Annotated in this window: 6 protein-coding genes; all 6 read left to right on the forward strand. The window is 41.3% G+C overall.

Annotation, left to right across the window (positions count from 1 at the left end):
- Positions 1–286: 286 nt before the first annotated feature.
- On the forward strand, positions 287–463 hold the full coding sequence (locus tag ACTTJ8_RS11055) for a hypothetical protein (RefSeq protein ID WP_442721217.1): 177 nt from the start codon (positions 287–289) through the stop codon (positions 461–463).
- Between the two features lie 759 nt (positions 464–1,222).
- A complete protein-coding gene (locus tag ACTTJ8_RS11060; RefSeq protein ID WP_442721218.1) occupies positions 1,223–1,600 on the forward strand; it encodes a PD-(D/E)XK nuclease domain-containing protein in 378 nt (125 codons plus the stop codon).
- A gap of 65 nt (positions 1,601–1,665) precedes the next feature.
- Complete coding sequence (locus tag ACTTJ8_RS11065; protein ID WP_442721219.1) at positions 1,666–2,019, forward strand: helix-turn-helix transcriptional regulator; 354 nt, start codon at positions 1,666–1,668, stop codon at positions 2,017–2,019.
- A 34-nt stretch (positions 2,020–2,053) separates the two neighbouring features.
- On the forward strand, positions 2,054–3,424 hold the full coding sequence (locus ACTTJ8_RS11070) for a leucine-rich repeat domain-containing protein (protein ID WP_442721221.1): 1,371 nt from the start codon (positions 2,054–2,056) through the stop codon (positions 3,422–3,424).
- 536 nt (positions 3,425–3,960) lie between these two features.
- Complete coding sequence (locus ACTTJ8_RS11075) at positions 3,961–6,054, forward strand: methyl-accepting chemotaxis protein (RefSeq protein WP_442721222.1); 2,094 nt, start codon at positions 3,961–3,963, stop codon at positions 6,052–6,054.
- 243 nt (positions 6,055–6,297) lie between these two features.
- The gene (locus ACTTJ8_RS11080) at positions 6,298–6,519 is read left to right on the forward strand and encodes a hypothetical protein (RefSeq protein ID WP_442721220.1); all 222 of its coding nucleotides are present in this window, start codon (positions 6,298–6,300) and stop codon (positions 6,517–6,519) included.
- Positions 6,520–6,650: the final 131 nt, after the last annotated feature.

Genomic DNA, 6,650 nt, shown 5'->3' on the forward strand with positions numbered 1-6,650 from the left:
TGATAACTTGGCAAAGGAAGTAAAAAAGTTTAAGGTATAGCAGGTGTCTAACACCTGCTTCAACCTGACATTTGTTTTGTCACGAAAGTTGCTTAGGGCGGTCGCTGCTAATGCAGCTCCCTTTTTATGCAACTTTCGCGCCAACTTTGCCGCCGCTATGCGTCGGCAAAGCCACAAATGCAGGTTAAGCGGCAGTTAGGTTGATGCCGCAAAGCGGCACTTACTGTTAGTAAGGTAAATCTTCCGGCATATTTTTGACAAGTAAGTAAAATCTTAGGAGGATTTTATGGGAAAGAATAATAATTCAAATGCGAACAACAACAATCATGCAAATCAATTGAATTCAAACAACACTGGACTCAATCACAACAATAACGCTTATAAAAGTGGAGCTGATAATCATGCGAATCAGTTGAATCCAAATAATTCACAGTTCGGTGGCGGCAAATCAGGTAAAAAATAATACTTATTGTTTCTAAACATCACGATGAAGTGGTCAAATCTACTTTGTCGTGATTAGAACTTTTCTATCGGAGATAAAATATATTTGACAGTGAAACCTGCTTTAGCAAAACTATAGGAAAAGCGTTGAGGGCTTATGAATCCGAATCAGAAGCTGATGAGGCTATCTTATATGTAGGGCGCCTCTAAAAACCCTTAAAAAAGAAGTAAAAAATGCTAAAGTAAAAGAATGAAAGAAAGAGGATTATTTGATGAAGAGGAGCGGCTCAACATATTGAGCAAGCTCGGAGACAATCTTGAAACCCTGAATAAAAAATAAATGGGAATAAAAGATACAGTACCGGATGCAAAAACGATATGGTTATTTAAGGAAAGATAGATAGAAGCAAAAATATCGGAAAAACTGTTTGATAGATTTGGAAGAGACCTGACGAAACAAAATCTGATAGGAAAAGAAGGGACAATCATAGATGCGACGATAGTAGAAGCGCCGATACAACATAATAGCAAAGAAGAAAATGAACAGATACAGCAAGGGCAGATACCGGACCTATAACTTATGTCGCTACTGTGTTCTAACGAAATAAACAGAAGCTGGCGGATGGAAATATGGGTACCATGAAAAATAAACTAACTAAAAAGATGAGCGAACTTTATTAAAACAGCGGCATACCTAAGAAAAAGAACCTAAAATTCGGGTTTTTAGAGGCGCCCAAAAGATTTTATTTTAGACCTTCGCAAAGGCGATATAAGTACGTTTATGAAACGGATGTACACGGTCTGCGCCGGTATTCCATACAGCACAGCAGCAAAGGCTAATCATACAATGCGGGAACGTGATTATCAAATTGCGTTTTATATCATCTTTACGCTGATGGGCTATCATGTAGACCTTGAATCACATACGGCGCAAGGAAGGGCTGACCTCGTGGTGCGAACCTCAAACTGTGTGTATATCTTTGAATTTAAGCTCATGAGTGCGGCAACAGCGGAAGAAGCGCTGAACCAGATAAAAGAGAAAGGGGATGCGGATAAGTACCGCCTGAGCGGAAAGAAAATCATCGGTATAGGGGCAGTCTTCGGTGATGGTATCACTAATGAGACTCCTGATACGTGGAAAATGGAAGAGCTAACCTAAATTCTATTTAAAAAAAGCAAAATACCCGACAGTATTTGTCAGAGTACGTGTGATAGAATAGCGGTATGAGCAAGAAAGCTGATAAAGAAAACAAGGTGCAGTTGTGGCGGATTTTGCAGATTGATAAGGAACTGCGGGCGGGGGCCTGTCCGACTACGGGTAAGCTTGCTGAGCAGTTTGGAGTCTGTTGCCGGACGGTTGAACGCGAATGCGAACCGTATCATGTAGTGTGTCAGCGTGGTCTATGGTATGTCATTGGACGGCGCCGGCTGCGGCAAGAGCTGCGGATTTTTTCGTTGAGTAGGATTCAGCATATTACGGCGCTGTCAGAAGAACCTCCGTTTTCAGTCCCTGAGAATTTTTCTGCCGAGTCGTGCATTGATACGCACATCGGGGTGTGGATGAACCGGCAGAACTGATTGATGCAGTTCGGGAAGAAGCGGCTGTGTAACCATTCCTTCCAGCGTTACCCGGATTGAAGAGCGGGCGTTTAAAAATTGTACCGCCATTACGGCATTGATTATACCGGAAGGGGTAACCGAAATCGGTGAGCGGAGCTGTTATCATTGCAGTCGTCTGATCGCCGTCAGTATTGCAAAAACGGTACGCCGCATCGGGGCAGACTGTTTTCTTAGCTGTCCCCTACTCAAGGATATATTCGTACACCCTGAAAATGAGCGCTATTGCACCGATAAGGGGCTTTTATATAGTAAAGATAAAAGCCGTTTAATCCGTGTCGGTATGGGAGTACAGACCATTTCTTTATCTCCGCCGCTACGGCATATTGCAGAAGGAGCCTTTGCCGATTGCCCACAGCTGACCGAAGTGTATCTCCCGCAGAGCCTCTCTATTATCGATGAGAAAGCCTTCCATTCCTGTACAAAACTGCGGACGCTTGTTTTTGAGGCAAGGCTGATTGCAATCGGCGATGGAGCGTTTAGCCGCTGTACGGCATTACAATCGCTGATACTGCCGGAAGGGATTCAGAGTATCGGACAAGGAGCATTTTCGTATTGCAGCTCTCTCTCTGCCGTATTTATACCCGACAGTCTTACAGACTTGGGCGCGGACGCTTTTTTAAACTGTGGACGGTTGAAAGATGTACGTCTTTCTGCCCGCTTAGCGGTATTGCAGACTCAAACATTTAAGTCATGCAGCAGTTTGGTTCATATTGACTTACCCAATGCACTGAAAAAGATCGGTCGTAAGTTTTTTGAGTATTGCACATCCTTACAGACAGTACGGATGCCGCAGGGATTATGCTGTATTGAGTTCCATGCCTTTTCAAGCTGTGATGCACTGCAGCGTGTTGTAGTCTCCGATGTTCAGCCGGAATATAGAGACGGTACTGAAAACCATGAAGGCATATCGCAAGCCGCAGACATCGTAAGCAATACGGAGAGCAGCGTAGAGAGATATGCATTTTCATATTGCAGAGCATTGAAAGAGGTTGTATTACCGGCAGGTATTACTGTGATAAAAAAGCACGCCTTTTGCGCGTGTGAACGGTTACAAAAACTACAGTTGCCCCCTGCTCTTTCCGCTCTTAGCTCCAAACCATTCAACTCCTGTCCTGCATTGAAAGCAGTACGGCTACCTGCCTCCGTCTCGCGTATTAGTGCAAATATTTTTGACGAATGTCCTCAGGCTTATTTACGCATACCGCCTGATCATCCGTTTTTTTGTATGCTGAATGGTATAATCTATACAAAAAATAAACGCAAACTTATCTATGCATCGAAAACACTCACCGTGTGTACGGTTGTAAAAGAAACACTCAGTAGACCTATTCGGAAACTTGCGTTTCTGAATAGGCTACCTTGAAATGTGATGTTCTAAATCGTGCTATTTGTACGATTTAGAACTCGTCGATCCGTTCGAAAACGTAGTTATCGAACGGATCTATTATAAAAGCGAAGAATATGCCGCTGTGTCATAAGCAACGCCTGTGCGACAAACGGGAAGATTGCCTCGAAAGAGTCCAGCAGACTTTATAATGCGGAATCCCTGCTGGCAGGGTCGACAAAACTTAAATTATATGCTATGATATTTATAGGGAATCCTCTAAAACTTCAGTTTTTTTAGAGGATTCCCTTAGATTCAACTTGCGATGTTTTAATTTAGCTCATTATATTATAAAGACTTAAATTAAAACTCGTTATCAGCTTTGCTGATGAGATATCTTCTAAAAATCTAACTGAGTTTTTTGTAGATGCCCATACCCTTGCTTAATCTTTTATTCTGTATAAAGCATGATATACGCCGAGCTTTCTACAAAAGCAATAGGAACCCTACTAGTTTATACTGATAAGGAGTGAACAACTATGGCTAATGCGTACCCCCCCCCCCCCCCGATAACAATGAATAAACATTTTTCACTGCGGTACATGCTGATACTCAGTTTTGGATTAGTAATTATCATAATATCCCTTATTCAGGGGATGCTTGCTGTTATGATCGCACGTAAAGCAGTTTTTAAAAAGCTTGAATCGCATCTTATAGACAAAGCATCTGAAACAAGGATCCGTGTTGATGAAAAAATAGAATACTTTTATCAAATTCTTGAAGGGTATGCAAGCAGACGTGTTGTGTACGGAACTTATTATACACGACCGCAATTAGCAGAACGGCTACAGTCGGAAGCAGCATTTACGAACAAAATAGATGCTTTTAATATTTCCGATCTGGATGGTACTTTCTATATGGCAGATGGTTCCACAAAGCAAGTAAACACTCAAGAGTGGTTCCGCACCGCAGCAAGCGGTAAACGGTGTGTTTCCGAACCTTACAAAAGAGATACTCAGGGAGATTTTATCATTACTTTTGCAGTTCCTGTTTTTAATAAAGATAAAACTATGGTCGGCGTTTTGTCGGCTGATATAAAGGGACTATCACTTACAGAATATCTTTCCGCTACCACCATTGGGGAAAAGGGATTTTGCTATGTATTAGGTCCTACAGGTACGATTATTGCTGATAAAGATCCTGTGCTTGTTACAACACAGTTTAATGCTACAACCCAATCAAAAGTAAAGCCTGAACTTATCGCACGCGCTGATTTTGAGAAAAATGCAATGAATGCAACCAGTCCCGGGGTCGGTTTTTATACATTTAAAGGGGTGAAAAAAATAGCAGGGTATACAAAAAGCAATTTATCAAACTGGACCATTGTGATCAATGCTCCGTATGATGAGTTTATGCTATCTATTAAAATGCTGCAATTGTCTATGATTACTGTAGTTAGCATACTTTTTAGTATCGCCATCATTATTATCTATTTTATTGCATCAAAAATCAGTAATCCTATTAAAAAGACTGTAGCTGCTATGCAAAATATTTCCTTAGGGGAAGGTGACCTCACGGTACGCTTACCTATTCATGGAAATGATGAAATTGCCGAACTAGCAAAAGCGTTTAACGAAACAATTGCAAAAGTTGGTATGGTAGTACAAATAGTCGGGACCAATTCACACATGATGGCAAAAACCGGACACGAACTTAGTTCTAATATGGATCAAACTTCTCTGGCTATTCAGAGAATCAATGAGCATGTTGCTGATGTTAAGCAGCAAGCTCTAACGCAAGCATCAAGCGTTACCGAAACAGCTGCAACCATTGTAGAAATTCTCCGTACGATAAAGCAGCTCAACAACAGTATAGAAATACAAGCATCAAGTGTCGCGCAGTCATCCTCGGCAGTAGAACAAATGGTAGCCAATATTGCTTCTATTTCGCAAACACTTGCGAGAACGGATGATACCATTAAAACACTTGCTGAAGCTACCGCAAACGGAAAAGAAACGGTTGCGCATGCAAATACTATAACACAAAAAATTACTGAAGAGTCAGGGTCATTAATAGAAGCTTCGAATGTTATCCAGCATATTGCCTCCCAGACAAACCTATTGGCAATGAATGCAGCAATTGAAGCCGCCCATGCAGGAGAGGCAGGCAAAGGCTTTGCCGTTGTTGCCGATGAGATACGTAAACTTGCCGAAGAATCTTCTGTGCAAGGAAAAAATATTACTCAAACACTCAGAAGTTTGAGCGGCGAAATTGAAGCGCTTTCCGAATCGGCAGGGACTGCTGAAGAAAAATTTAACACTATTTTTACCTTATCGGAAGAAGTGGAAACTATGAGTATGCGCTTAACCGAAGCAATGAGCGAACAAAAAGAGGGTAGCAGAGAGGTTCTGCTTGCTATCAAAAATATCGACGCTGTTACAACAGAAGTACGGAAAGGTTCCGAAGAAATGCTGAAAGGCGGGGAAGATGTTGCAGAAGAAATGCGTATACTGGATAGTTTAACCAATACTATGACCAATAGTATGAATGAAATGGCGTTGAGTGTTGTTCAAATTGGCAATATGGTACAAGCCGTCAATAGTATTGCACAAAAAAATAAAACAGGCATTGAAAATGTTACGCAAGAAGTTGCTAAATTTAAAGTTTAATGTATAAAATTTTATAGGGCGAGCCTACTTCCCTGCATAATAAGGGTATCTCTAAGAACGTGGTGAGATTTTAGAGATACCTAGTGGGTTTTCATACGTTTTGCCTACCAATACCTTATGAAAATTGTCGCACGCTAAACCAAAGAGCAGCAATTTGAGCCGTATATGAGTTTAATGAGCATCGGTGAAAATATAGTAGACCTATTCGGAAACCGGTCTGGGTATGCTATAATGTAAAGTAAGATGGAAACGAAAGAAAAAATAGAAAGACAGAGCGAAGAGAAATTTCAGGAGCTTTTCGGAGTGAAAAAAGCGGCATTCTACCTTATGCTGGAAGTCCTTGAGAGAAGAAATAAGGTAGAGCATCAGAAAGGAGGACGTGGGGGAAAACTAACCGTTATGGACAGGCTTGAGATATTCGACCTGTTCGATAACTACGTTTTCGAACAGGTCGACGAGTTCTAAATCGTACAAATAGCACGATTTAGAACATCGCATTTCAAGGTACCCTATTCAGAAACGCAAGTTTCCGAATAGGTTTAATAAATCAAGTTTTCCGGATGACGATTCGATTTATAAGGTGATGTATTTGGCGA

It is taken from the genome of Treponema sp. (genome assembly GCF_052169735.1).
Taxonomy (GTDB): Bacteria; Spirochaetota; Spirochaetia; order Treponematales; family Treponemataceae; genus Treponema.